The organism is Cupriavidus sp. DL-D2, from assembly GCF_039710735.1.
In the GTDB taxonomy this organism is placed as follows: Bacteria; Pseudomonadota; Gammaproteobacteria; order Burkholderiales; family Burkholderiaceae; genus Cupriavidus.
This window is the reverse complement of the sequence record NZ_JBDKXK010000031.1, coordinates 1-21,971: the sequence shown is the minus strand read 5'-3', so window position 1 is coordinate 21,971 and position 21,971 is coordinate 1. Positions and strand designations below refer to the sequence as shown.

Genomic DNA, 21,971 nt, shown 5'->3' with positions numbered 1-21,971 from the left:
ATCCCGCCCGAAGTCGTCAGTGAGGTTGCGGCTGCAGGCCAGCTCGTCCATACAGGCGCAGCAGGACGGCGCCGCTTCCACAGATCGCCATCACGACGGCCAGCGGCAACGCCGTGCCGTCGTGCCAGACGCTGACTGCCGCGCCCGCTATCGTGCCGAAGCCGAATTGCAGCGTACCCATCAGCGCCGAGGCCGTGCCTGCGCGATGGCTCTGACGCGACAGTGCCAATGCCGAAGCATTGGGCGTGATGCAGCCAAGTCCGGCGAGAAACACGAAGAAGCAGCACAGCAGCACCGGCAATGAAGCGAGACCGAGCAGCGCCGTCGCGGCCAGCACCAGGCCCGCGATGCACGGTGCAAACAGGGCCGTACGCAATATGTCATCGAGCGCGCGTGCACGCACCAGTCGTGCGTTGACCTGCGACATCGCGATCAGGCCGAACGCATTCGCGCCAAAGACAAAGCCGTAGTGGGAGGGATCGATGCCATGCAGTTCGATCAGCACAAACGGCGAGCCCGCGATATAGGCGAACATGCCGCCCTGCACGCAGCCAGCCGACAGCGAATAGCCCAGGAATTCCCGATCGCGCAGCAGTTCCCAGTAACCGCGCAGCACCGTGCCGGGATGCAGCGTGCGGCGCCGTTGCGGATCGAGCGACTCTTCCATGCGCGAATGGACGAACCACAGCAGCAGGACAGCAGCGCCGCAATGGATCCAGAAGATCGCGCGCCAGCCGGCCGCCGCGAGCACTGCCCCGCCGATCAGCGGTGCGAGGATAGGCGCCAGCCCCATCACCAGCATCAGCGACGAGAACGCGCGCGCCGACTCGCGGGCTTCCAGCCGGTCGCGGATCACTGCACGCGACACCACCAGCCCGGTGCATCCACCGAGCGCCTGCAAGAAGCGCCACAGCATCAGAGACTCCACGCTCGATGCCAGCGCACAACCTGCAGCGGCCAGGCCGTACAGCGTCAAGCCAACATAGAGCGGCGCCTTGCGTCCGTAGCGATCGCTGATCGGCCCATAGAACGCCTGCCCGATTGCCAACCCCACCAGGAACGTGCCGAGCGTGAGTTGCACCTGTCCGATATCGGTACGCAGGTCTGCCGCCAGTGCCGGGAAGGCCGGCAGGTACATGTCGATGGAAAGCGGTGCGATGGCTGTCAGCGACGCGCAGATCAGCAGCCAGAGCGGAAAGCGCGCCGAGGAAGGCGCGCCCGTATGGAACGTCATGAAAGGATTCCGGAAAGTCTGGGCGCAATTGTTGCACAGCGCGGGAACGTGTAGCGGTCCATCCGTCAAGCCGCTGCAAGTACCGTGGAAATTCCGCCTCAACCATTCCGACCATGCAAATCCATGTGTGGCGCGGCTTTCACGTGTGCCAAGGTGGAGGGTACAATGCCTGCCTGTCGGTACGGATGTTATCCAGACCAAGCAGTCAGACGCATCGCGGAAGACGGATCACGGGACCCGTCCCCGGCACCGTTATCCTGCATGACCATACGATCCAAGCCGTTTATAGCCTCGCTCAGCCTGGTTGCCTTAGCAGCCTTGCCGCCGCTGCCCGCATGGGCCGCGCCTGGCAGGCCCGCAGCCGTGGCACCCGCCTCGTCACCCGCGCCCGTGGTGGTTGACGAAGCCGAAGCACTCTCACGCATGCTCAAGGGCGCCGCCACCGGCCAGAACACCGGTGCGGCCGGTGTGCCCGAATTGCTGCGCAGCACGAATCGTCCTGACAGCGTCCTGGCGCGCGCCTGCCGGCAGCTCAATGACGCGTTGCCCATCGAGATCGACGGCGAAACGCGGCTGCGCCGCTGCCAGTCGATTCCGGGCAAGCACGTGCTGTTCCAACTGGAGCTGACCAACTATCGCGGGCCGATGCTGGACCTCGCCAGCTTCGAGGTGAACTACGCCGCCCCGCTCCAGCGCAACATCTGCGCGAACCGCGACGTGGAAATCCTGACCAAGATCGGCGTGAGCATGATGTTCCGCTACATGACGCGGAACGACCGCGGCGAACGCCGTGTGGGCGACGTCTACATCAACGCGCCGATCTGCGTGTCCGCGCTGCGTTAGCGCCCCTGCGTCAGGCGTTTAAAACGCGTCCGTCAATCCCCACGCACCCATAAAAAACGGCAGGCCACTGGCCTGCCGTTCTTCTTGTGGACACCCGCGTCAGAGCGGGCGTGGCCGTAGCGGCAGCACGTTCGGCGCGCGGCGCAACAGTACCCGGGTCTCCTTCCACGCGCTGTCCGCGAGCGGCGATCCCCATACGAGTTCGTGCAGCTTCGACAGCGCAAACGGATCGCCCAGCAACACATGCTTCTGGGCCGGCGACAGCGATCCCGGGCCATTGGTCAACGCATGCTGCACCAGCGAGGCATGCTGCAATCGGGCCGGCTCGGGCTGGATCGTCCGCGCGGTGGCCGTGGCGCACATCAGCGCATTGGTCACGGGGTCCACCACGGCATCGACAAACCCCGGCGTGTGCTGCGCGCTTTCCACATGCTGCTGCGTCTCGACGATCTCGCGCGGCACCAGCGTTTCTTCCGGGATCATGAACAGCCCCGCACGGCGTGCTGCACGGCCCAGTGGCACGCGTGACAGCATGACCGACAAGGGAATCGACAACGCCAGCGACCCGACGATCGGCAGCAGCCACCAGATGAAGCCCGGGCTCAGCCAGTACACGCCGGCGCCCCAGACAATGCCCAGCACCGTGTGCCAGCCGTGTCGGCGGAACGCCTCGCCCCAATGGGTCTCGGCATCCTCGCGCGGCGGCGATTTCCATGAGATGCCCCACCCGCTGTAGGCCGCGATCACGAACTTCGTATGGAACAGCATGCGCGTGGGCGCCAGCAGTGCCGACAGCGCCATCTCGATCAACATGCTGAGGAACAAGCGCACCGGACCCCCGTACTGCTTCGCATCCTTGAGCAACAGAATCACGCTGAACAGTTTCGGCAGGAACAGCAATGTCGCCGTGGCCGAGAACAGCGCCAACGCCTTCTCGGGATGCCATTCGGGCCAGGTCGGGAACAACTGGTAAGGCTTGGTGAAATACTCCGGCGGCACCAGTGCATGCTTGGCCAGCGCAGCCGTGGACAGCAGCAGGAACAGGAACCAGAGCGGCGCCGAGACATAGGCCATGATGCCCGTCAGGAACACGGCGCGGTGCACGGCATGGAAGCCCTGTTTCATCCACAGCCGGAAGTTCATCAGGTTACCCTGGCACCAGCGGCGATCACGTTTCACCTCATCGAGCAGGTTCGGCGGCAGTTCTTCGAACGAACCTGGCAAGTCGTAGGCAATCCACACGCCCCACCCTGCGCGACGCATCATCGCCGCCTCGACGAAATCGTGCGAGAGGATTTCGCCCGAGAGCGGCCCCTTGCCCGGCAGTGGCGCCAGTCCGCAATGCTCCATGAACGGCTTGATACGGATGATGGCGTTGTGGCCCCAATAGTGCGACTCACCAAGTTGCCAGTAGTGCAGCCCCGCCGTGAACAACGGACCGTAGACGCGCGTCGAGAACTGCTGCACGCGTGCGTAGAGCGTATCGCGCCCCACGGCCAGCGGTGCGGTCTGGATGATGCCGGCGCCCGGATTGGCTTCCATCAGGCGCGTCAGCGTGGCTAGGCAGTCGCCACTCATGACGCTGTCGGCATCGAGCACGATCATGTACCGATACTTGCTGCCCCAGCGGCGGCAGAAGTCCGCCACGTTGCCGGTCTTGCGCTTCACGCGATGACGGCGCCAGCGATAGAACACGCGGCCAAAACCACCCACGGCGCGGCACAGTTCCATCCACGCATCGTGCTCCGCCGTGCGAAGGTCCGGATTGCCGCTATCGGACAGTACGAAGAAATCGAAATGCTGCAGTTCGCCGGTCCGTTCGAGCGATTCGTACGTGGCGCGCAACCCTGCGAACACACGCGTCACATCCTCGTTCGCAATCGGCATGATGATGGCCGTGCGCGCGGATGCATCGATTGGCGCATCGGTCGCGGCGGTACGCGAGATCAGATGCTTGTCGCCACCCTTTGCCAGGACGAGGAAGCCCATCATGGCGGTCCAGAAACCGGCGGACACCCAGGCGAACAGAATGGCGAACAAGGTGAGGATCGCCACTTCGAGCGGATCGGCGCCGTGGTACGGCAGCACATTCGACATGAAGTAGGTGGCGGTGATGGTCTGGATCACCACCAGCACGAGCAGCACCCAGCGGCGATGCGAGCCGGCGGGATGCCACTTGCCCTCGGCATCGGGACCATCATGCAGCGTGTCCCAGGTCTCCGGCACCGGCGAGCGGCCCATCAGCTTTCGCCAGCCATTGCGGATGCCGCCCCATACGATATGCGGCGGCCATTGGCGGGGCACCATCGATGCACGCTCGGGTTCCGGCCCCGTATGGACACGCACGGTGCCGTCGTCGTGACGTTCGAGCAGCGGTTCGCCATCGATCTGGGGGTTGCCATAGGCCATCGAGAAACGACGGCCGACCGAAGCGTAGGTGCTCCCACCCGGGGTACTGCGCGCATCCAATTCGGTAGCGTCCTTGTCCTTCGGGTCGCGGCCAGCGAGCCGCGCCTGCAATTCCATCATGGCCGAGGGCACTTCGATGCCTTCGGCAGGCACGGTCGAGATGACGTGCTTCGGGGTGTCGGCCAGCAGTTCGCCACGGAGTTCCGGCGAGACCGGCAAGCGATCGACATAGCGCTCGCATGCCGCGGCCGCCTGAGCCGGGCGCTGCTTCAGCCTGGAGGTAGGATGTAGCTCCATGTCTCGGATAGGGTTGTATTGCCGTTGCGAAGGTAGCCGCGCAACTCAACCGGCTTGCTCTCGTCCTTGCGCCGCATGAACATCGTCATGCGCCAGCCACCCGTGGCTTCGTTACGCTGAACTATTGTTTTCAGCAGCTCGCCGTTGGCATCCGCGGACACCACCGGATTGAGCCGTACATCGTCGGCCAGCTTCTTGAAAGCCGGTCCTTCGAAATCCACCACCAGCGAGAAGCTGGTGTCGTCCTGCTTGCGCGTGAGCCCCTGGCCCCGGCGCGTTTGTGTCACCCACGACAGCGGCGGCAGGTTCTCGCCGTCCTTCTGCCATTTGAGGCGGTACTCGTAATCGAATGCCTGCTTTGGCTTGGGCGGATTCTCGGGCACCCAGAACGCCACGATGTTGTCGTTGGTCTCGTCCGGCGTGGGAATCTGCACCAGCTCGACGCGGCCCGCACCCCAGTTGCCCTTTGGTTCCACCCACGCGCTCGGCCGGCGCTCGTACCACGAGCCGATTTCCTGATAGCTGTCGAAGCTGCGATCGCGCTGCATCAGGCCGTAACCCTGCGGATTGGTGGCACCGAACGAGGTCACCAGCAGCCGCTTGGGATTGACCAGCGGGCGCCAGATCCACTCGCCCGTACCCAGTTGCACGGAGAGTCCGTCGGAGTCGTGCACCTCGGGGCGGAAGTCGGCGCTGCCAGACGGCTGGTTCTCGCCGAACAGGTACATGCTGGTCAGGGGCGCCAGACCCAGCTTGGTGACGTGCTCGCGCAGGAACAGGCGCGACTTCACTTCCATCACGGTCTCGTCGCCAGGTTTGATGACAAACCGGTAGGCACCGCTGATGCGTCGCGAATCCATCAGCGCGTAGATCGTCAGCTGCTTGTCGTTGGCCGAAGGACGTTCGATCCAGTATTCGACAAAGCGCGGAAACTCCTCGCCGGAATTAAGTGCGGTATCCACGGCCACGCCGCGTGCCGACAACCCGTACCATTGGTCCTTGCCCAGTGCGCGGAAGTAGCTCGCACCGAGGAACGATGCAAGTTCGTCCTTGCGCTTGCCCTGGTTCAGCGGATACATCAGCCGGAAGCCAGCAAAGCCCAGCCCCTTGAGCTTGGCCGGGTCTACCTTGTGCGAACCGTAGTTGAACGCGGCCGGATCGAAGCGAAACTCGCGCACGCTGCCGCTCACCACCTCGTTGATCTTCACGGGCTGGTCGAACACCATGCCCTCATGGAAGAACGAAATCTCGAAGGGCAATCGCGCACCGCGCCATGCAAACCGCTCGGGCTTGTACTCGATCTCGCGGTAACGCTCGTAGGACAGCTCCTTCAACTCGCGCGGCAGTTCCTGTGCCTTGGCGGGCTTGTACGGCGAGGCCGAGAGTTGCCGTGCACGCGCCGCCACCGTCTCGAAGTCGAAGGCGTGCGCGGTCAGGGCCATCACGGCCAGCATGCCGCCACCAATCCATCGCCCCAGTGCTCCCCCTCTGCCGGATGAACGGCGCGCGGGCGCTACCGTCTGGCGTTGGGCGGAATGGAACGACGTGGGATGTGCGGTCATGAAGGCCGGTGATCGGGTTAGCGGGGAAACAGGCAGCCGGACGACGCGGCCGCACCGGAATGCGTCAGGAAACTTCAACGTGGATACAACGATGACGACAAGCGATGGTTCAGCGACAACTTTTAGCAAGAGACGGACCAGCACCTGATCTGTTGCGCTACGCATCATCCAAGGTTAGGCCATGGAAGACGGACGACAACGTCGCGGTGACTTGTCCGGATTGTTGCAATGCGAGCCGGAACCTTAACAATTCGAGCCTTAAAAGTCACGTTTCGGCGCCGCAACGTTTGCAACAAAATGTCTCACCAGTGGGGTGAAAGCCGCTCGCCATATGGCTTTGGCGGCAAAAGACACGCATGGAGCATGCACGCCGCGGAGGATTTCGAGCATGTTCCGATGGCAGGCGAGGTCAAGGCTGTGCGCTGGAATCCACCGCACGCCGCGACAGGCGTCTACAATCGCCAGCGTCAGTTGTCGACTTCCATCACCAACAAGGAAACCGTCATGAACGTTCGCCGACCCCGTGGCATCGCCGTAGCCGCCAGCCTTGCCGCCCTGCTCGTGGCCGCTTCACCGTCCGCGTTCGCGTATTTCGAGAATTACCTGTCCGGCAGCATCATCGGCACGCTCACGCAGAAGGAAGCGGCATCGTTGCAGAAGTCCGTGCGCACCGCGCTGGTGGATACCGAGGACAACAAGGCCGTGGAGTGGCACTACCCGGCCGAGAACCGCCGCCAGGCGGTGGATGGCACGATCAGCCCCGTGGAAACGCGCACCGACAAGGGCCAGACGTGCCGCCGGCTGAAGTCCGAACTCAAGCGCGGCAGCGCCACCGAGGCGTGGTCGGGCTGGTTCTGCAAGCAGTCCAACGGCACCTGGAAGGCGCGTCACGTTGGCGAATGACAATCGTTGAACGTTGAATAGTGGCAGGACGCGGGCGGCGCGCGAGACGTGCCACCCGCTGCAAGACTCGAACTCAGTGACAGAGCCGGGTCACCAGATCGCCCGCCAGGGTACCTGACGCAGCCGGCATCGGCATGCCGGCCTGTGGGCCCCGTATCGTATAGAGCGACTCACCGCGTGCGTAGCGCTTGTTGTAGAGCGTTTGCTCGATCACGGCATACATCGAGGTGGCGCAGTTGAACACCATGCGTTTCAGCGACGAACGGATCGTGTCGCCGCTGGCGGTCTTGATGACGCCGGGCGGCGCATTGTGGACCAGCGCCACACCTACCTCGGTGCCACGCCGACGAATCGATTCCTGATCGAGATAGGACACCACGCCATTGCCACCCATCAGGGGCACCCAACGCCGGGGATCGGGCGCGCCGGGATCGGGCGAAGCCAGCAGGACACAGTCTTCACGCGGTGAGGCACGAAACACGGTGCCGCCGCTCGGGCCTTTGCACTGATACAGACCGGCAGCCGCTGCAGGACGCACTGCGTTGGAATTGAAAGGCGCCGCACCGGTGGATTCGGCATGGGCCACGAAACTGAAACACGCGCCAACGAGCAGGGTCGCGCGTGCAAGCATGCGGGAGAACATCGGGGAGTACCCTCGTCAAGACGGGAAAGAAGCCCCGGATTTTCGCACAGCATGGAACCATCACAACAGCCCGTGACGCGCGGAATTACCCATGGGGGCAATACCCGCGCGCGGATTCCGTGCGATTTTCGCCTGCTATTGCGCCAGATCAGCCGTGGATTTCGCGCCAGGCCACGAGGTCGGCAATCGTCAGAATCGGCAACTGATACGTCTGGGCAAACACCAGCGCCTCGGCGCGGCGTGCCATCGTACCGTCCGGATTCATCAGTTCGCACAGCACCGCAGCCGGCGACAGGCCAGCCATGCGCGCCAGCTCCACCGAGCCTTCGGTATGGCCACGACGCTGGAGCACGCCACCATCCACAGCCACCAGCGGAAACACGTGGCCAGGGCTGACCACCGCGTCTGTGCCCGCGCCATCGGCAATGGCGGCCTGGATCGTCGTGATGCGATCCGCTGCGCTGACACCGGTGCTCACGCCTTCGCGTGCCTCGATCGACACCGTGAACGCCGTGCCGTACTGGCTGCGGTTGTTCTCGACCATCGGACGCAGGCCCAGGTCGCGCACCTTGTCGGCGGTCAGGCACAGGCAGACGATGCCGCTGCATTCGCGGATCATCATCGCCATGTTGGACTGGGTCAGCCGCTCGGCGGCAAGGATCAGGTCGGCTTCGTTTTCACGGTCGTCGTCGTCCAGCAGCACGACGGGACGGCCTTCGCGCATGGCATCGAGGGCCTGGGCGATACGCTCGGCGAGCGGACGCGGGTCGGCATCGTCAGCCAGTTCTGAGGAAACTTCGGGGATACCGGGGGTCTTGTTGAGAGTCAGCATTGGTGAAACGCTCCGTGCAAATCAGTTCAAGGGCGTTTCAGGGGAACGATCAAGCGGCAACCGCACGGCAGCCGGCGCACGCGCAGCACCGCCCCATGGCAAAGCCCGGGCCAATGCTCCGCGCGCACGCACGCACCGTGCGGATTCCGCCCATCTTCTTTCATCCGGACTATGACCGTCGGCCCTGGCATCTCACCAGATCTGCTGACCCCGCACGGGAGTGCGGGCGCTCGCGGGCTCGTGGCAACGCATCTTGCAATGGTTTCCACATACCGCCGGTGGGGACTTTCACCCCGCCCTGAAGACGTAACGATGCCGCTGCAGGCGCCCGAAAAACCGGGGCAGCAACGGCCCGGCGATAGTAGCACGGTTGTGCTTTTATGACAGCGGCGTCATTTCAGGCCTCGGTGGCCAGCGCCTCGAACACGTGACGGGTGGCGTCATCGGCAGGGTAAAAGCATTCGATCCGTAACTCCTGCAACGTGATGTCCTGCGGAATGCCAAGCGTGGTCAGCGTCGAGAACAGGGAGATGTGGAAATCGCCCGTGCGCACGACGACGGGCAACACGGGCGGCAACGGGCCTTCGGCAGCGTCGTCTTCGCCCAGCAATACGCCGCCCGGGCCGACCATGTCCGGATGCCACGCCGCAATCCGCTCGAAGATCGCGCGGGCGGTCTGGTCATGGGCCTGCACCTGCAGCTCCTGCGCCACCCGCCGCAGCAGGTAGCGCCCCACCTGCCGGGCGTTCTCGATGAGCGGCCACAGGCCGTCGGGGTCGAATACAGCCAGCATGAGATTGATGCGACCACCCTCGGAACCATCAAGCGTCGCCACGCGTCGGCCCGCCATCAGCTTGCCGAGCATGCGGCGATACGCCTGGTTGGCATCCACGAGATACCAGAAGCGGTCGAGCACCACGGCGGGATACGGCTCCTGCTTGGACAGGATCAGTCCGATGGCGTGGCGCACCATTTCCATCGGCGGCGAGGCCAGTGCGTGTTCGCTGTAGGCGGGCGCGAAGCCGCCCGCCAGCAACAGCCGGTTGCGCTGGCGAAGCGGCACGGCCAGGCGATCGGCCAACGCCAGCACCATCTCGCGGCTGGGGCGGGCACGCCCGGACTCCAGAAAGCTGATGTGCCGCTGCGACACCCCGGCTACCTGCGACAACGCGTGCTGGCTGTAGCCGCGTTTGCCACGCCAATAGCGCAGCATGTCCGGAAAATCGATGGCGGTCTCGGAGTTGGGTGTGAGCGTTTCCATGGCGTCCATTTCAGCATGCCGGTGGCCGTACGGCGACTACCTGGCAGGTAATCGTATTGATTCACGCGGCATCGTCAAGGCCGGTCTGATCGCCGGTTCGGAATTCGGCTGGCTTTCAGAATCGTCCCATATCGTTCGGGTTGCGGCCGACCTAGGATGGGGACTCCCTCACCAACCCTTCATCGAACCGCCCGCCCATGATCCGTACCCTCGCCAACAAGGCCACCGCTGCCGTGTTCCACGGCCATTTCGTCTACACACTACCGATTCCCATCCAGCAGGCCGCGCGCCGCAAGCTCGACATGCTCGATGCCGCGGCATCGCTGACGGACCTGCTGGCGTCGCCCGCCAACCGGCTCGGGCCCATGCGCGGGCGTCATCGTGGCCACTGGCATCTGCGGGTCGACTCGGGGTGGCAGGTGCAGTTCCGCTACGCCAACGACGGCGCCTGGGACGTGGCCATCGCGGCCTGCGATCCGGAGGACGAATGATGCCGATCCCACGCGACAAGCTATTCCATACGGATTTCAGGCCATTGGCCACCGGCGAGCCGATCTGGCCCGTCCCGCCCGGCACCATCCTGCACCGCGAGTTCATGCTGCCGAACCGTCTCGATTCGCGTGGCCTTGCCGTAGCGTTGCGCGTACCGGTGCAGAGGGTCGAGAGCATCGTGGCCGGCAACCGCGCGATCTCTCCGGAGACCGCACTGCGGCTGGCACGATTTTTCGGCACATCGGATGAATTCTGGACCCGGCTCGACGGAAACTACGCACTGCGCATGGCACGTACCACGGCGGGACCGATCGTGGATCGCGATGTCAAACCGCTGCCGGCATGATTTGTGCGTGCTTGCAAACGCCCTTTTATCGCGTGATGTGTTGGGCACAGCACGCAGGGTCGGTCACATGCCGATGGTATGCTCTGATTTTTCAATTCCCGCGCGCACAGGGCGCGCATCCTGATGGAAATTGCCATACTGCTGGCACTCATTCTGCTGAACGGCCTTTTCGCCATGTCCGAAATCGCGCTTGTCACGGCCCGCAGGGCCCGGCTGCAGCGCCTGATCGAGGACGGCGATCGCGGTGCGATGGAGGCCGTCAAGCTCGGCGAAGACCCCACCCGCTTCCTGTCCACTGTCCAGATCGGCATCACATCCATCGGCGTGCTCAACGGTGTGGTCGGCGAATCCGCCCTTGCCTCGCCGCTGGGACTCTGGCTGCAGGGCTTCGGCCTGCCGGCCACGACGGCCGGCTACACCGCGACGGCAATTGTCGTGGCGGGCCTGACCTATTTCTCGATTGTGCTGGGCGAACTGGTGCCCAAGCGCCTGGGACAGATGGCACCCGAGAAGATTGCGCGTCTCGTGGCCCGCCCCATCGCATTCCTGGCCGTGGCTTCCACGCCGTTCGTCAAGCTGCTGTCGGGCTCCACGCAGCTCGTGTTGCGCCTGCTTGGCGTCAAGATGGACCGCGGCCCCGCCGTGACCGAGGAAGAAATCCACGCGCTGCTGGTGGAAGGCTCCGAAGCGGGCGTGATCGAGCATCACGAGCACACGATGGTGCGCAACGTGTTCCGGCTGGATGACCGCCAACTCGCTTCGTTGATGGTGCCGCGCGGCGACGTGGTCTACCTCGACATGGAGTCCACCGAGGAAGAAAACCTGCGCCGCATCGAGGAATCCGATCATTCGCGCTTTCCCGTGGTCCGGGGCGGCATGCACGACATTCTTGGCGTGGTCAGCGCCCGCCAATTGCTGGCGCGGCGCCTGCGCGGCGAGAAAGCGGACCTGACCGCCGTGCTGCAGGCCGCTGTCTTCGTGCCAGAGAGCGTTACCGGCATGGAACTGCTGGAGAACTTCCGGTCCTCCGGTGGCCAGATCGCGTTTGTTATCGACGAATACGGCGAGGTGCTCGGCCTGGTCACGCTGCAGGATTTGATTGAAGCGATTACCGGCGAGTTCAAGACGGAAACCGCTGGCGAAGAATGGGCCGTGCAGCGCGACGATGGCTCGTGGCTGCTCGATGGTTTGATTCCGATCCCCGAACTGAAGGACCGGATCGGCCTGCGTGCCGTGCCCGAAGAGGACAAGGAGCGGTATCACACGCTGTCGGGCATGCTCCTGCTGCTGCTGGGCCGGTTGCCGATGACGGCTGACGCGGTGCAGTGGGGAGAGTGGAAATTCGAGATTATCGACATGGACGGCAAGCGGATCGACAAGGTATTGGCATCCCGCGTGCCACCGGACGATGGCCCCGAGCCTGAGACCACGGGCTGACGCGTAGCCAAAGCCAAAACCAGAAAAAAACGGGCGCCTCATGCGCCCGTTTTTTCGTTTTTCTCATTTCGCACGTCACGGCTCCCTCGCGCGAATATCGCGATTCAACGGCGACGGTCAAGACAACAACCGCTACAACTTTGGGGCCGTTGCGAGAAATCAAATATCGGTGCGGCGCCCCACGCACCTCGGCATAGCAGTTTTCCGAATCTGCTCGGGCCTGACTTATGATCTGGCTGAACAGCGAGGCGCCGGTATCCACGGGGCCGCAAAGTCACAACAAACCAACCAGCATTGAGAACGAGTGGCGCCACTAGAGCGCCACCGTATGACGTATGAACGGGAATGCAGTCCGGGTATCGCCGGCCAATTCGATACAGATGAACGCGCCAGCATCACTCATCAATGGATCCTGATCGCCACGCCAATCCGCCACGCGGCGAAGGTGCGGACGAGGACCGTTCCGCCGACACGCCGGGTGGCGCCCTGCAGCCGGCATCCTTCCTTGCCGCGCTCGAGGAGCATCGTGCCCAGTTCGGGGCGACGCACTCCCTTGCGGTGCTGGTGATCCGGCTGGATCGCTTTGCACATGCTTGCGACACCATAGGTCCAAACCGCGTTCACGCGCTGCGCGCCCAGGTGAAGTCGCGCGTGGCCAGCGTGGCCGCGATGCCGGTGGCCATGCACTGGCTTGGGCCGGCCGATCTGGGTCTGGCATGCCTGTTGCCGGACGCTGATGCCGAGGCCGACGGCGCGCACCATGTCCGCGACCTCAGCCAGTTGATTGCGAGCGCGCTGACGCGTCCGTACCACGTGGACGGCTTCGAGGTGTTCCTGTCCTGCAGTATCGGCGGCGCGGTCGATCAACCGGACACGGGGGTGGAGCGACATCTGCAACTGGCCTTCGACGCGATGCTGCAGGTGAACAAGCGCGGCGGCGATGGCATCCACACCGCTATCCAGCCTGCCACGCCGCGTCTGGCCACGCTCCTGGCGGCACTGCCCGGCGCCATCGGCCGGGGCGAGATGAGCCTGCAGTTGCAGCCGCGCGCCCTGCTCTCTTCAGGCGTCATCACGGCCTACACCGTGCGGCTACGCTGGCAGCATCCCGTGCTGGGCCGCGTGGCGCCACAGGATTTCATGCCCGCCGTCGAAACGCTGGGCCTGATCAACGAAATCGGCGGCTGGACATTGCAGCAGTTGCTGCAGCTGATTTGCGAAACCGCGTCGATCGGACCGATGCAGTTCACGCTACTGGCCACGAGTTCGCAATTGCAGGCCGACGATACGATCTGCATGCTACGCCGCGCCATCGACGCGTGCGGCCTGCCGCCCGGCCAGATCTGCGTCGAGGTGCCGGTCGGCATCGTACCGGACTCCCACGTCACCACCGAAAAGGCCCAGCGGCTGCGCGACGGCGGCATCGGCATCGCATTGGCCGACTTCACGGATGATGCGACCAGCCGTCGCGCGCTGACGCTGACGCGCCCGGACATGGTGATGCTCGATGCGCGCCACCTTGGCAGCGCTCACCTGCACCCCGACCTCTCGGCCAGGCTGCAGGCGGCCTGCGTGTGGGCGAAAGCCCAGGGCACGACGGTGTGTGCCAAGGGACTCGAAACGCAGGCCCAGCTCGACATCATTCGCGGCTGGGGCTGCGACAGCATGCAGGGATACCTGCTGGCCCAGCCTTTTCCCGCCACGTGGCTGGCGCAGACGCATATGGCCGTGGCGGAACGCGCGCGGCGTCTGCTCGCGCCCTAACCCGATATGGACGGGACCGTCTGTCAGAGATTTTCGTATTTACACATTGGCACACATCATGCATCGACAGTGGGTGGGGCGACGATAAAATGTGCCCACTTCCTACTATCCCTGAAAGGAGCCACTGATGAAGAAAGGATGGATCTGGTGCGTACTGGTTGCCACGCTGATGGCAGGTTGCAACACGATGTCCGGCCTTGGGCAGGACGTGCAGAAGGGTGGCCAGAAGCTCGAAAACTCGGCCGAGAAGTCGAAGTAATCCCCTCGCAGACTTGAAGGAAGAAAGGGCGCCACTGGCGCCCTTTTTGCATTGCCCAACGCGCGCGTCAATCCGTGCGGCGTTTGTATTTTTTACCGATACGGAGATCCCGAACGGCTATCAGGCTTTGCGAAGTTGCGCTGCCTCTTCCGCCAGCTTGCGGATGCGACCCCAGTCCTTGGCTGCGACCGCATCCTTCGGCACCACCCACGATCCACCAACGCACACCACGTTGGGCAGCGCCAGATAGGTGGATGCCTTGGCCAGGTCGATGCCGCCGGTCGGGCAGAACTTCAATTGCGAGAGCGGACCGTAGAGTGACTTCAGCATCGGCACGCCGCCAGCCGCTTCGGCCGGGAAGAACTTCAGGAACGAGAAGCCCGACTCCAGCGCGAACATGGCTTCGCTGGCCGTGGCCACACCCGGCAACAGCGAAATCCCGGCGCCCTGCGCGCCTTCCGCCAGTTTCTGCGTCAAGCCCGGCGACACGGCAAACTGCGCGCCCGCATCGCGCACGGCGTGCAGTTGCTCCAGCGTCAGTACCGTGCCGGCACCCACCACGGCCTGCGGCAAGGCCTTCGCCACCGCCTCCATGGCCTGCAGCGCCACCGGCGTGCGCAGCGTGATTTCGAGCATGGGCAGGCCACCGGCGACCAGCGCCTCGCTGACGGCCAGGGCTTCCTCCACCGAGTGGTACTCCAGCACCGGGATCACCGGGACGTTGGTCAGGCGGGCGAGTAGCGGAGAGGGTTGGATTTGCATGACGTATGAATTCGATTGAGCGATTGTTCGATGAGTGTCTGGACCCGACGATGAAAGGTCAGGCAATCACGGAGATGTTTTGTTCCAGCCGGGCGAGCACGGTGTCTGCATGCGGGATCGGCGCCACGGCGCCATAGCCGGTGGTCGAGAGTGCTGCGGCCACATTGGCATAGCGAGCCGCCTCGAATGGATCGGCGCCGGCGGCCAGCCGCGCGATAAAGCTGCCGCCAAAGCAGTCACCCGCGCCCGTGGCATCGAGCGGCTTCACCGGATACGGCGCCACCAGTGCGCGTGATTCGGGCGTGGCCACATAGCTGCCCTCCTCGCCCAGTTTCAGCGCAATGATCTTCACGCCGCAGGCGAGCAGGTGATCGACGATGGCATCGCGGTCGTCGAGGCCGGTGAGCACGGTGATGTCGTCCCAGCTTGGCAGGCAGACATCGGTCAGCGCAAACGCCTCGCGCATGATGCCGCGCGCGCGGGCCAGGGACCACAGGCGCAGCCGCAGGTTGGTATCGAGCGAGACCTGCACGCCGGCCTTGCGCGCGTGTTCCATCGCGGCCAGCCCTGCGTCGCAGGCGCTCGTGCTGATGGCCAGGCTGATGCCGGAGAGATGCAGGTAGCGAGCCTGTGCGATGGCCGCCAGCGGCAACTGGTCGTGGTGATAGCGGCTCGATGCCGAGCCCGCGCGCAGGTAATCGAAACGATGGCCGTGATTGTCGTGCGAGACGAAATAGACGCCGGTTGGAGAGGCCGTGTCGATGTGCACGTGGCGGGTATCCACACGCTCATGCGTCCAGAGTGCCAGCAGGCGCTCGCCGAAGCTGTCGCTGCCCACTGCGCCGACGAAGCCGGCGCTGGCGCCCTGCCGCGCGGCGGCAATCGCAAAATTGGAGGTATCGCCACCGAAGCCCTGCAGGTAGCGCGAGGGGTCGTCTGGCTGCTGGTTGAACTCCACCAGCGGTTCGCCGTAGGCAAGAATGTCGATGCTCATGTCGCGTGCCGCTCCCGGTTCAGAAGAAGGTTTGCACGATGTCGATGACGCGCAACTGGCCATCCAGCACGGGGATATGGCGCCACTTGTCGAACGTCAGGCATGGATGCGAAATGTCGAAGGCAATCATATCGCCGACGCGGATATCGTCGCCAGCTTCGATTTCGAGATAGGCGTGCTGGTCCATCATCCCGGTCACCTTCCAGTGCGCCGCCGTCGCCATCGGCGCTTCCGTGCCCGGACGGTAGATCTGCGCGGGCACCGGCATGCCGGCATCGAACGCCGCATCGCGCTTGCCCAGGCCGATGATGGCGCGTGTCGGCTCGGGAATCGATTGCACGTACGCCCACAGTTGCAGCGCGGGCAGCAATCCCTCGCGCATCTTCTGCGCCACCGGATTACTGCTCAGGATACGCTCCTGCGCCGCGCGGTAGATGCCCACGTCATGCGTCAGGTAGCAGCCCGGACGCAGCACGATGTCGATCGGCGCACCGATCTCGGTGCGCGCAAATTCCTCGGCCACCACGTCGTACCACGCAGAGCCTGCGCCCGACATCACAACCGGGCTACGCCCGAAGCGGCCCGCCGCAGCCAGTTCGCGCGTGACCGCGACGGTGCGTTGCAGGAAGCGGCGGATATCGGCTTCCTGCGACAGCACGCCCTCATAAACTTCCACACCCGCCAGCACCAGCGTATCGGGCCAGCGCGATAGCGCTGCGAGGACTTCGGCCTGCTGCGCCGCGTCGCGCACGCCCGTGCGACCGCCTTCCACGCCCAGTTCGAGCAGCACCTGAAGTGTCTGGCCACGTGCGTGGAAGAACGCGCCAAGCTGATCCGTCAGCGCGGCCGAATCGACCAGTGTGAAGAATTCGAAGTCCGGATCGCGCAGCAGATCGGCCACGATCTCCATATTGCGGCGCCCCACCAACTGATTCGCCATCAGCACGCGCTTTACACCGTGTGCGGCAGCGGCAGCAGTCTGTTGTGCAGTGGCCAGCGTGATACCCCAGGCACCCTCGGCGAGCTGGCGCGCGAACAACTTCGGCGCCATGGTTGTCTTGCCATGGGGCGCGAGCTGCACGCCATAGGCGCCCATGAAATTGCGCATCCACGAGAGGTTGTGCGTGAGCCGTTCTTCATAGAGCACGGCGGCGGGCAGGCTGAGTTCCTCGGCCAGCAGTTTCCAGCCCGGCTGGGCAGCTTCGGATGGGGTCAGCGGTGCGTCCAGACGGCCCAGCGCCTTGTTGAGCGGATCGATCATTCCGGTCTGGTACTTTATTTCACGCATCGCTGACATCACCCTGTCAAAATTCAATTGACGTAATGATAGCCTTGAAATTACGATATTTCACCCTTGTTATAAAGTAACATGCGTTGCCGGCGATGACCGGTGCCGCCCGCCACCCCGACCATGACAGCAACCTTCGACATCCTGACCCGCATTGCCGAGCGCGGCCCGTCGCTGCGTCTGGCCGAGCAAAAGGTGGCGCAGGTGATCCTGGAGGATCTGGCCGGCGCGGCTGCAGCCAGCATCAACGAACTGGCACGCAAGGCGGCGGTGAGTGAGGCCAGCGTCACGCGCTTTGCCAAGGCCATTGGTTGCCGCGATGTGCGCGACCTCAAGCTGCGGCTGGCACAAGCCACTGCGGTGGGCACGCGTTTCCTGCAGCCCGCCCCCGCGCTGACCGAGGCAGACACGCCCGCCACGCTGACCGATCGCATCCATACCGATGTGCTGACCACGCTGGAGGTCAATCGCAAGCTGATCGACCCCGCACGAATCGATCAGGCCGCGCGCCTGTTGCTCGGCGCACGCATGGTCTACGCTTTCGGGATGGGTGGCGGCTCCACTTTCATGGCCGACGAGGCGCGCTTCCGGCTGGCACGACTGGGGCAGCCCGTGGCCACATATCAGGACGCCCTGCTGCAAAAGATGGTGGCGGCCACGCTGACGCGCGACGACGTGGTGCTGGCGTTCTCGGCCAGCGGCAACGTGCCCGAGATGCTGGCCAGTTGCGATACGGCGCGCGAGTACGGCGCGCGGTTGATCGCCGTGACCGCGCTAGGTTCGCCACTGGCGGCGCGCGCCGACGTGCTGCTGCCGGTGCGCACGCTGGAAACCGATTTCATTTTCAAGCCGTCGGCGTCCCGCTACGCGATGCTGCTGGTGATGGACGTGCTGGCCACCCAGTGCGCGCTGCTCCAGCAGGAGCAAAGCAAGGAAAAGCTGCGACGGCTCAAGTACGTGCTCGACGTCCATCGCGGCGTCAGCCAGGACAGCGACGGCCCAGATAGCCGCCAGCCGCTGGGAGACTGACCATGCCACACCTGTTCGATACCCTGATTCGCGCCGTGATGCTGCTCGACGGCTCCGGCGCTGCCGGCCGCATGGCGGATGTGGCGCTGCGCGATGGTCGCATTGCCCGCATCGACGAGGCCGGCACGATCGATCCGGATACCGCGTCGCACGTTGTGGAAGGCCACGGGCTGGTGCTCTCGCCCGGTTTCATCGACGTCCACACGCACGACGACACCAACGTGGTACGCGAACCGGCCATGACGCCGAAGATCTCGCAAGGCGTGACCACGGTGATCGTCGGCAACTGCGGCATCAGCGCCGCGCCGGTGACATTGCCCGGCGATCCGCCCGACCCGATGAACCTGCTCGGCCGTGCCGAGGCGTTCCGCTACCCGGATTTCCGCACCTATGTCGATGCCGTGAACGCCGCGCAGCCTTCGGTTAACGTGGCGGCGCTGGTAGGACATACCGCGCTGCGCAGCAACCACATGGACCGCTTCGACCGCGCGGCCACGGCGGCAGAGATCACCGCCATGCGCGGCCAGCTCGAAGAAGCCCTGGCGCATGGCGCATTGGGCCTGTCCACGGGGCTCGCCTATGCCAACGCCTTCCACGCGCCTACCGACGAGGTGCTGGCGCTGGCCGAGCCGCTGGCCGATGCCGGCGCGCTCTATGCCACGCACTTGCGCAGCGAATTCGCCGAAATCCTCGACGCGATGGACGAGGCGTACCGCATCGGCCGTCACGCGCGCGTGCCGGTAGTGATCTCGCACCTGAAATGCGCGGGCGTGCCGAACTGGGGCCGCAGCGGCCAGGTGCTGCAATCGCTGGAAACGGCGCAGCGCTGGCAGCCGGTGGGCTGCGACTGCTATCCGTACACGGCCAGTTCCTCGACGCTCGATCTCAAGCAGGTCACCAGCGACTTCGACATCCAGGTCACGTGGTCCGAGTCCCATCCCGATCAGGGCGGACGGCTGCTGGCCGATATCGCCACGGACTGGAACGTGGATCTGCACGAGGCCGCGCGCCGCCTGCAGCCGGCCGGCGCGGTCTATCACTGCATGGAAGATGCCGATGTGGACCGCATCCTGAGCCACCCGGCCACCGTGGTGGGTTCCGATGGACTCCCCAACGATCCGCTGCCCCATCCGCGCCTGTGGGGTGCGTTCCCGCGCGTGCTGGGGCATTACGCACGCGACCGCGAACTGTTTCCGCTGGCCGTGGCGATCAACAAGATGACGGGCCTCTCCGCCGAGCGCTTCGGGCTCACCGAACGCGGCTTCGTGCGCGAAGGCTACTGGGCGGACCTTGTGCTGTTCGACGCGGCCACCATCCGGGACGCCGCCAGCTTTACCGACCCGATGCAGCCGGCCGAAGGCATCGCCGCCGTCTGGGTCAATGGCGAGCTGTCGTGGCAGCACCGCGAAGCCACTGGCATACGCGCCGGGCGCTTCCTGCCGCGTGGCGCACGCCCATCCTGATTTCAGAACATACAGAGCAAAGGAGTTTCCATGGACATCAAGCGATTCGGCGTAGAAGGCGGCACGGGCCAGGGCGGCTCGCACATGCCGTTTGCACGCGCGGTGCAGGCGGACGGCTGGCTGTACGTCAGCGGCCAGGTTCCGATGGTCGATGGCGAAGTGGTGGAAGGCAACATCGTCACGCAGACCCACCAGGCCATCAAGAACGTACTCGCCATCCTCGCCGAAGCCGGCTACGGCCCCGAGCACGTGGTGCGCTGTGGCGTGTGGCTGGACGATGCGCGCGACTTCCCCTCGTTCAACAAGATCTTCAAGGAATACTTCGGCGCCAATCCGCCGGCCCGCGCCTGCGTGCAGTCGAGCATGGTGGTGGACTGCAAGGTAGAAGTGGATTGCATCGCGTATCGCAAGCCCTGATTCAGTCCCGACCTGATTTTTTGATTTGAGCGCCTGCCCTCCGCAGGTGCTGCCGGCGAGCCAGCCGGCGCACACAACGATTTCATCAACCCGCCGCGTTCGCAAGAAATCGCGGCTTTTTCATAGCGAGAGCGGACCGTCCTCAGGCCGGCACCCGCGACAAGGAGACGAGACATGGGTGCCGTTACGGGAACCACGCTCTTGGTGTACGCGCTGATCGCGGTGATCGCGCTGGTGATCCTCATTGCCAAATTCAAACTGAACCCGTTCATCACACTCGTGGTGGTGTCGGTAGCCCTTGGCTTTGCCGTGGGCATGCCGATGGGCGATATCGTGAAGTCCTTCGAGGCCGGTGTGGGTGGCACGCTGGGACACATTGCGCTGGTGATCGGGCTGGGCACGATGCTCGGCAAGATGATGGCCGAATCCGGTGGCGCCGAGCGCATTGCGCTGACGCTGATCGACTTCTTCGGCGAGAAGAACGTGCACTGGGCCATGGTGGTCATCGCGTTCATCGTGGGCTTGCCGGTGTTCTTCGAAGTGGGCTTCGTGCTGCTGATTCCCATCGCGTTCAACGTGGCCAAGCGCACGAACACGTCGATGATCCTGGTCGGCATCCCCATGGTCTGCGGCCTGTCCGTGGTCCACGGCCTGATCCCGCCGCACCCGGCCGCGCTGCTGGCTGTGCAGGCGTATGGCGCCGACATCGGCAAGACCATCATGTTCGCGCTGATCGTCGGTATTCCCACCGCGATCATCGCCGGACCGCTGTTCGCCAAGCTGATCGACAAGCATATCCAGCTGCCCGCCGTGAACCCGCTGGCCGAGCAACTGACCGAGGAAGGAGAGAACGCGCGCGCGGGCAACCTGCCGGGCTTCGGCATCACGGTGCTGACCATCCTGCTGCCGGTGTTCCTGATGCTGATCGGTAGCTGGGCAGACCTGATTGCCACGCCGAAGACCTTTGCCAACGACTTCCTGAAGCTCATCGGCAACTCGGTGATGGCCCTGCTGATCGCTACGCTGTTCAGCTTCTACACGTTCGGCAAGATGCGCGGCTTCACCCGTGAATCGATCCTGAAGTTCACCAACGAGTGCGTGGCCCCTACGGCCATCATCACGCTGGTGGTGGGCGCAGGCGGCGGCTTTGGCCGCGTGCTGCGCGACTCGGGCATTTCCACGGCCATCGTCGATGTGGCCAACAACGCCCATGTCTCGGTACTCGTGCTGGGCTGGCTGGTGGCGGTGATGATCCGCATCGCCACGGGTTCGGCCACGGTTGCCATGACCACGGCCGCCGGCATCGTCGCCCCGATCGCCGCCAGCGTGCCGGGCACCCGCCCCGAACTGCTGGTGCTGACCACCGGCGCCGGCTCGCTGATTCTCTCGCACGTCAACGACGGCGGCTTCTGGCTGGTGAAGGAATACTTCAACATGACCGTGGCGCAAACGTTCAAGACGTGGTCCGTGGCGGAAACGATTATCTCGGTGGTGGCGCTGTTGTTTACGCTGGCGTTGTCGACGGTGGTTTGAAGCGTCTCTCCCGCTGCATGTTTTTGGTTCCCCTCTCCCGCCTGCGGGAGAGGGGTTAGGGGAGAGGGCGGGAGGTTCTGCTTGCCGACCTGTCGCAATTTGCACCGCTTTGCCCTCTCCCCCAGCCCCTCTCCCGCCATGCGGGAGAGGGGAGCAAACTGTACTGGTCTAATTTCCTCAGACACGTCGATAGGTGGAAAATC

20 protein-coding genes and 1 riboswitch are annotated in these 21,971 nt (G+C 64.4%); of the genes, 11 read left to right on the top strand and 9 right to left on the bottom strand.

Features of this window, described 5'->3' with window-relative positions; all coding sequences use genetic code 11:
• Positions 1 to 16: 16 nt before the first annotated feature.
• Positions 17 to 1,234, bottom strand: coding sequence for a Bcr/CflA family multidrug efflux MFS transporter (locus ABDB81_RS17665; RefSeq protein ID WP_346812487.1), 1,218 nt, complete (start codon positions 1,232 to 1,234; stop codon positions 17 to 19).
• Between the two features lie 261 nt (positions 1,235 to 1,495).
• Between ABDB81_RS17665 and ABDB81_RS17660 the strand changes: the two genes are divergently transcribed.
• Complete coding sequence (locus ABDB81_RS17660; protein WP_137923704.1) at positions 1,496 to 2,077, top strand: hypothetical protein; 582 nt, start codon at positions 1,496 to 1,498, stop codon at positions 2,075 to 2,077.
• 99 nt (positions 2,078 to 2,176) lie between these two features.
• On the opposite strand, the gene mdoH is transcribed toward ABDB81_RS17660, so the two are convergent.
• Complete coding sequence (mdoH, locus tag ABDB81_RS17655; protein ID WP_346812484.1) at positions 2,177 to 4,783, bottom strand: glucans biosynthesis glucosyltransferase MdoH; 2,607 nt, start codon at positions 4,781 to 4,783, stop codon at positions 2,177 to 2,179.
• On the bottom strand, positions 4,756 to 6,237 hold the full coding sequence (locus ABDB81_RS17650) for a glucan biosynthesis protein G (protein WP_237380786.1): 1,482 nt from the start codon (positions 6,235 to 6,237) through the stop codon (positions 4,756 to 4,758). The genes mdoH and ABDB81_RS17650 overlap by 28 nt, the downstream gene beginning before the upstream one ends.
• A 612-nt stretch (positions 6,238 to 6,849) precedes the next feature.
• Here ABDB81_RS17650 and ABDB81_RS17645 point away from each other — a divergent pair.
• Positions 6,850 to 7,248: an RT0821/Lpp0805 family surface protein gene (locus tag ABDB81_RS17645; protein WP_160474693.1), complete on the top strand. Its 399-nt coding sequence runs from the start codon at positions 6,850 to 6,852 to the stop codon at positions 7,246 to 7,248.
• A 73-nt stretch (positions 7,249 to 7,321) separates the two neighbouring features.
• On the opposite strand, the gene ABDB81_RS17640 is transcribed toward ABDB81_RS17645, so the two are convergent.
• From ABDB81_RS17640 to ABDB81_RS17630, 3 genes are all read right to left on the bottom strand, one after another.
• The gene (locus ABDB81_RS17640) at positions 7,322 to 7,891 is read right to left on the bottom strand and encodes a surface-adhesin E family protein (protein WP_346812481.1); all 570 of its coding nucleotides are present in this window, start codon (positions 7,889 to 7,891) and stop codon (positions 7,322 to 7,324) included.
• Positions 7,892 to 8,039: 148 nt separating this feature from the next.
• Positions 8,040 to 8,723 (bottom strand): 3,4-dihydroxy-2-butanone-4-phosphate synthase, encoded by a 684-nt coding sequence (ribB, locus tag ABDB81_RS17635; RefSeq protein WP_346812479.1) that lies wholly within the window; start codon positions 8,721 to 8,723, stop codon positions 8,040 to 8,042.
• A gap of 148 nt (positions 8,724 to 8,871) precedes the next feature.
• Positions 8,872 to 9,033: riboswitch (FMN riboswitch) on the bottom strand.
• Between the two features lie 87 nt (positions 9,034 to 9,120).
• Positions 9,121 to 9,984, bottom strand: a complete 864-nt coding sequence (locus ABDB81_RS17630; protein ID WP_137923710.1) for a helix-turn-helix domain-containing protein — start codon at positions 9,982 to 9,984, stop codon at positions 9,121 to 9,123.
• A 197-nt stretch (positions 9,985 to 10,181) separates the two neighbouring features.
• Here ABDB81_RS17630 and ABDB81_RS17625 point away from each other — a divergent pair, with 197 nt between their 5' ends.
• The 5 genes from ABDB81_RS17625 to ABDB81_RS17605 all read left to right on the top strand — a co-directional run bounded on the left by ABDB81_RS17625 (position 10,182) and on the right by ABDB81_RS17605 (position 14,282).
• Positions 10,182 to 10,475 carry a type II toxin-antitoxin system RelE/ParE family toxin gene (locus ABDB81_RS17625; RefSeq protein ID WP_346812475.1) on the top strand — a complete coding sequence of 98 codons (294 nt, stop codon included), beginning with the start codon at positions 10,182 to 10,184 and terminating at the stop codon, positions 10,473 to 10,475.
• Positions 10,472 to 10,822 (top strand): HigA family addiction module antitoxin, encoded by a 351-nt coding sequence (locus tag ABDB81_RS17620; protein WP_346812472.1) that lies wholly within the window; start codon positions 10,472 to 10,474, stop codon positions 10,820 to 10,822. Before ABDB81_RS17625 ends, ABDB81_RS17620 begins: the two co-directional genes overlap by 4 nt.
• 123 nt (positions 10,823 to 10,945) lie before the next feature.
• Complete coding sequence (locus ABDB81_RS17615) at positions 10,946 to 12,259, top strand: hemolysin family protein (protein WP_137923712.1); 1,314 nt, start codon at positions 10,946 to 10,948, stop codon at positions 12,257 to 12,259.
• Between the two features lie 405 nt (positions 12,260 to 12,664).
• On the top strand, positions 12,665 to 14,023 hold the full coding sequence (locus tag ABDB81_RS17610) for an EAL domain-containing protein (protein ID WP_346812469.1): 1,359 nt from the start codon (positions 12,665 to 12,667) through the stop codon (positions 14,021 to 14,023).
• 127 nt (positions 14,024 to 14,150) lie between these two features.
• On the top strand, positions 14,151 to 14,282 hold the full coding sequence (locus ABDB81_RS17605) for an entericidin A/B family lipoprotein (RefSeq protein ID WP_137923714.1): 132 nt from the start codon (positions 14,151 to 14,153) through the stop codon (positions 14,280 to 14,282).
• Positions 14,283 to 14,402: 120 nt separating this feature from the next.
• Here ABDB81_RS17605 and ABDB81_RS17600 read toward each other — a convergent pair whose 3' ends face one another.
• Genes ABDB81_RS17600 through ABDB81_RS17590 form a run of 3 tightly spaced genes read right to left on the bottom strand, consistent with a single transcriptional unit; the run spans position 14,403 to position 17,326 of the window.
• Positions 14,403 to 15,044, bottom strand: coding sequence for a bifunctional 4-hydroxy-2-oxoglutarate aldolase/2-dehydro-3-deoxy-phosphogluconate aldolase (locus tag ABDB81_RS17600; RefSeq protein ID WP_137923715.1), 642 nt, complete (start codon positions 15,042 to 15,044; stop codon positions 14,403 to 14,405).
• Between the two features lie 58 nt (positions 15,045 to 15,102).
• Positions 15,103 to 16,038 (bottom strand): sugar kinase, encoded by a 936-nt coding sequence (locus tag ABDB81_RS17595; RefSeq protein WP_160473939.1) that lies wholly within the window; start codon positions 16,036 to 16,038, stop codon positions 15,103 to 15,105.
• A gap of 19 nt (positions 16,039 to 16,057) precedes the next feature.
• Positions 16,058 to 17,326 (bottom strand): amino acid deaminase, encoded by a 1,269-nt coding sequence (locus ABDB81_RS17590; RefSeq protein WP_160473940.1) that lies wholly within the window; start codon positions 17,324 to 17,326, stop codon positions 16,058 to 16,060.
• Positions 17,327 to 17,449: 123 nt separating this feature from the next.
• Here ABDB81_RS17590 and ABDB81_RS17585 point away from each other — a divergent pair, with 123 nt between their 5' ends.
• The 4 genes from ABDB81_RS17585 to ABDB81_RS17570 all read left to right on the top strand — a co-directional run bounded on the left by ABDB81_RS17585 (position 17,450) and on the right by ABDB81_RS17570 (position 21,768).
• The gene (locus tag ABDB81_RS17585; RefSeq protein WP_346812462.1) at positions 17,450 to 18,355 is read left to right on the top strand and encodes a MurR/RpiR family transcriptional regulator; all 906 of its coding nucleotides are present in this window, start codon (positions 17,450 to 17,452) and stop codon (positions 18,353 to 18,355) included.
• Between the two features lie 2 nt (positions 18,356 to 18,357).
• Positions 18,358 to 19,818 carry a D-aminoacylase gene (locus ABDB81_RS17580; RefSeq protein ID WP_346812459.1) on the top strand — a complete coding sequence of 487 codons (1,461 nt, stop codon included), beginning with the start codon at positions 18,358 to 18,360 and terminating at the stop codon, positions 19,816 to 19,818.
• Between the two features lie 30 nt (positions 19,819 to 19,848).
• Positions 19,849 to 20,235: a RidA family protein gene (locus ABDB81_RS17575; RefSeq protein ID WP_137923720.1), complete on the top strand. Its 387-nt coding sequence runs from the start codon at positions 19,849 to 19,851 to the stop codon at positions 20,233 to 20,235.
• Positions 20,236 to 20,409: 174 nt separating this feature from the next.
• A complete protein-coding gene (locus ABDB81_RS17570) occupies positions 20,410 to 21,768 on the top strand; it encodes a GntP family permease (RefSeq protein WP_137923721.1) in 1,359 nt (452 codons plus the stop codon).
• The last annotated feature ends 203 nt before the right edge of the window (positions 21,769 to 21,971 follow it).

Excerpts from the sequence above, each read along its gene's own strand:
- ABDB81_RS17665 (WP_346812487.1), bottom strand. The coding sequence starts at position 1,234 with ATGACGTTCCATACGGGCGCGCCTTCCTCGGCGCGCTTTCCGCTCTGG.
- ABDB81_RS17660 (WP_137923704.1), top strand. The coding sequence starts at position 1,496 with ATGACCATACGATCCAAGCCGTTTATAGCCTCGCTCAGCCTGGTTGCC.
- mdoH (WP_346812484.1), bottom strand. The coding sequence starts at position 4,783 with ATGGAGCTACATCCTACCTCCAGGCTGAAGCAGCGCCCGGCTCAGGCG.
- ABDB81_RS17650 (WP_237380786.1), bottom strand. The coding sequence starts at position 6,237 with ATGCTGGCCGTGATGGCCCTGACCGCGCACGCCTTCGACTTCGAGACG.
- ABDB81_RS17645 (WP_160474693.1), top strand. The coding sequence starts at position 6,850 with ATGAACGTTCGCCGACCCCGTGGCATCGCCGTAGCCGCCAGCCTTGCC.
- ABDB81_RS17640 (WP_346812481.1), bottom strand. The coding sequence starts at position 7,891 with ATGTTCTCCCGCATGCTTGCACGCGCGACCCTGCTCGTTGGCGCGTGT.
- ribB (WP_346812479.1), bottom strand. The coding sequence starts at position 8,723 with ATGCTGACTCTCAACAAGACCCCCGGTATCCCCGAAGTTTCCTCAGAA.
- ABDB81_RS17630 (WP_137923710.1), bottom strand. The coding sequence starts at position 9,984 with ATGGAAACGCTCACACCCAACTCCGAGACCGCCATCGATTTTCCGGAC.
- ABDB81_RS17625 (WP_346812475.1), top strand. The coding sequence starts at position 10,182 with ATGATCCGTACCCTCGCCAACAAGGCCACCGCTGCCGTGTTCCACGGC.
- ABDB81_RS17620 (WP_346812472.1), top strand. The coding sequence starts at position 10,472 with ATGATGCCGATCCCACGCGACAAGCTATTCCATACGGATTTCAGGCCA.
- ABDB81_RS17615 (WP_137923712.1), top strand. The coding sequence starts at position 10,946 with ATGGAAATTGCCATACTGCTGGCACTCATTCTGCTGAACGGCCTTTTC.
- ABDB81_RS17610 (WP_346812469.1), top strand. The coding sequence starts at position 12,665 with ATGGATCCTGATCGCCACGCCAATCCGCCACGCGGCGAAGGTGCGGAC.
- ABDB81_RS17605 (WP_137923714.1), top strand. The coding sequence starts at position 14,151 with ATGAAGAAAGGATGGATCTGGTGCGTACTGGTTGCCACGCTGATGGCA.
- ABDB81_RS17600 (WP_137923715.1), bottom strand. The coding sequence starts at position 15,044 with ATGCAAATCCAACCCTCTCCGCTACTCGCCCGCCTGACCAACGTCCCG.
- ABDB81_RS17595 (WP_160473939.1), bottom strand. The coding sequence starts at position 16,038 with ATGAGCATCGACATTCTTGCCTACGGCGAACCGCTGGTGGAGTTCAAC.
- ABDB81_RS17590 (WP_160473940.1), bottom strand. The coding sequence starts at position 17,326 with ATGCGTGAAATAAAGTACCAGACCGGAATGATCGATCCGCTCAACAAG.
- ABDB81_RS17585 (WP_346812462.1), top strand. The coding sequence starts at position 17,450 with ATGACAGCAACCTTCGACATCCTGACCCGCATTGCCGAGCGCGGCCCG.
- ABDB81_RS17580 (WP_346812459.1), top strand. The coding sequence starts at position 18,358 with ATGCCACACCTGTTCGATACCCTGATTCGCGCCGTGATGCTGCTCGAC.
- ABDB81_RS17575 (WP_137923720.1), top strand. The coding sequence starts at position 19,849 with ATGGACATCAAGCGATTCGGCGTAGAAGGCGGCACGGGCCAGGGCGGC.
- ABDB81_RS17570 (WP_137923721.1), top strand. The coding sequence starts at position 20,410 with ATGGGTGCCGTTACGGGAACCACGCTCTTGGTGTACGCGCTGATCGCG.